At 46.6% G+C, this 3,056-nt stretch carries 1 protein-coding gene; it reads right to left on the bottom strand.

Annotation, left to right across the window (positions count from 1 at the left end; all coding sequences use genetic code 11):
* Positions 1-3,056, bottom strand: a 3,056-nt coding sequence (locus HCG49_RS18325; protein ID WP_205764446.1) for a Calx-beta domain-containing protein, incomplete at both ends; no start/stop codon positions are given.

The raw sequence follows: 3,056 nt of genomic DNA, 5'->3' as shown, positions 1-3,056 counted from the left end.
GTGGTATAGTCCACGCTAACATTTTCTGCAATATCTCCGGTCAAGGTCACCTCGAATATAGCAAAGGCATCTGTTCCCTCTGTCACCGTCACATTGGTATTGGTGAAGGCAATTCCGGTTCCCCCTACGGCATCATCATCCAGAATATTCCCAGTAGCGGTGTTGGTGGAATTTCCATCAACAAACCCAATTCCCAGATTCGATTGTATGTTGGACAATTCTACGGTAAAGGCCTCGCTAGGCTCAATGATAGCATCGTCAATAATCGGCACCTGAATTTCGTAGGATTTGATCGTCGGGGTAAAGGTGATGGTGCTGGTAGTCGTCAAGTAATCACTTGGATCTACAGCGGTACCATCGATCGTGGTATAGTCCACGCTAACATCTTCTGAAATATCCCCGGTCAGGGTCACTTCGAATATAGCAAAGGCATCGGTTCCCTCTGTCACCGTTACATTGGTATTGGTGAAGGCAATTCCGGTTCCCCCTACAGCGTCATCATCCAGAATGTTCCCAGTAGCGGTGTTGGTGGAATTTCCATCAACAAACCCTATTCCCAGATTCGATTGAATGTTCGATAGCTCTACGGTAAAGGCCTCGTTAGGCTCAATGATAGCATCGTCAATTATCGGCACCTGAATTTCATATGACTTGATCGTCGGGGTAAAGGTGATGGTGCTGGCAGTCGTCAAGTAATCACTAGGATCTACAGCGGTACCATCGATCGTGGTATAGTCCACGCTAACATTTTCTGCAATATCTCCGGTTAAGGTCACCTCGAATATAGCAAAGGCATCTGTTCCCTCTGTCACCGTTACATTGGTATTGGTGAAGGCAATTCCGGTTCCCCCTACAGCGTCATCATCCAGGATATTCCCTGTAGCGGTGTTGGTGGAATTTCCATCAACAAACCCAATTCCCAGATTCGATTGAATGTTCGATAGCTCTACGGTAAAGGCCTCGCTAGGCTCAATGATAGCATCGTCAATTATCGGCACCTGAATTTCATAGGATTTGATCGTCGGGGTAAAGGTGATGGTGTTGGCAGTAGTCAAGTAATCACTAGGATCTACAGCGGTCCCATCGATCGTGGTATAGTCCACGCTAACATTTTCCGAAATATCTCCAGTTAAAGTCACCTCGAATATAGCAAAGGCATCGGTACCTTCTGTTACCGTCACATTGGTATTGGTGAAGGCAATTCCGGTTCCGGCCATGGCATCATCATCCAGAATATTCCCAGTAGCGGTGTTGGTAGTGTTTCCATCAACAAATCCAATTCCCAGGTTCGATTGTATGTTGGACAGTTCAACGGTAAAGGCCTCGCTAGGTTCTATAATGGCATCGTCAACAATCGGCACCTGAATTTCATAGGACTTGATCGTCGGGGTAAAGGTAATGGTGCTGGCAGTCGTCAAGTAATCACTTGGATCTACGGCAGTACCATCGATCGTGGTATAGTCCACGCTAACATTTTCTGATATATCCCCGGTCAAGGTCACTTCGAATATAGCGAAGGCATCTGTTCCCTCTGTCACCGTTACATTGGTATTGGTGAAGGCAATTCCGGTTCCCCCTACAGCATCATCATCCAGAATGTTCCCAGTAGCGGTGTTGGTGGTGTTTCCATCAACAAACCCAATTCCCAGGTTCGATTGTATGTTGGACAATTCTACGGTAAAGGCCTCGCTAGGCTCAATGATAGCATCGTCAATAATCGGCACCTGAATTTCGTAGGATTTGATCGTCGGGGTAAAGGTGATGGTGCTGGTAGTCGTCAAGTAATCACTAGGATCCACGGCAGTACCATCGATCGTGGTATAGTCCACGGTAACATCTTCTGAAATATCCCCGGTTAAGGTCACCTCGAATATAGCAAAGGCATCGGTACCTTCTGTTACCGTCACATTGGTATTGGTAAATGCAATTCCGGTTCCGGCCATGGCATCATCATCCAGAATATTCCCAGTAGCGGTGTTGGTGGTGTTTCCATCAACAAACCCTATTCCCAGATTCGATTGAATGTTGGACAATTCTACGGTAAAGGCCTCGCTAGGCTCAATGATAGCATCGTCAATAATCGGCACCTGAATTTCGTAGGATTTGATCGTCGGGGTAAAGGTGATGGTGCTGGCAGTAGTCAAGTAATCACTAGGATCTACAGCGGTCCCATCGATCGTGGTATAGTCCACGCTAACATTTTCTGATATATCCCCAGTCAAGGTCACCTCGAATATAGCAAAGGCATCGGTACCTTCTGTTACCGTCACATTGGTATTGGTAAATGCAATTCCGGTTCCGGCCATGGCATCATCATCCAGAATATTCCCAGTAGCGGTGTTGGTGGTGTTTCCATCAACAAACCCTATTCCCAGATTCGATTGTATGTTGGACAATTCTACGGTAAAGGCCTCGCTAGGCTCTATGATAGCATCGTCAATAATCGGCACCTGAATTTCGTAGGATTTGATCGTCGGGGTAAAGGTGATGGTGCTAGTAGTCGTCAAGTAATCACTAGGATTCAAGGCGGTCCCATCGATCGTGGTATAGTCCACGGAAACATTTTCTGATATATCTCCAGTCAAGGTCACCTCGAATATAGCGAAGGCATCGGTTCCCTCTGTTACCGTCACATTGGTATTGGTGAATGCAATTCCGGTTCCCCCTACAGCATCATCATCCAGAATGTTCCCGGTAGCGGTGTTGGTAGTGTTTCCATCAACAAACCCTATTCCCAAGTTCGATTGAATGTTCGATAGCTCTACGGTAAAGGCCTCGCTAGGCTCTATGATAGCATCGTCAATAATCGGCACCTGAATTTCGTAGGACTTGATCGTCGGAGTGAAGGTGATGGTGCTAGTAGTAGTCAAGTAATCACTAGGATCCACGGCAGTACCATCGATCGTGGTATAGTCCACGCTAACATTTTCCGAAATATCTCCAGTTAAAGTCACCTCGAATATGGCAAAGGCATCAGTTCCCTCTGTCACCGTTACATTGGTATTGGTGAAGGCAATTCCGGTTCCTCCTACAGCATCATCATCCAGAATATTCCC

Origin of the sequence: Arenibacter sp. 6A1, assembly GCF_012272855.1 — a bacterium.
In the GTDB taxonomy this organism is placed as follows: Bacteria; Bacteroidota; Bacteroidia; order Flavobacteriales; family Flavobacteriaceae; genus Arenibacter.
The sequence above is the reverse complement of the archived record's forward strand: the minus strand, read 5'-3'. Positions and strand labels throughout refer to the sequence as shown.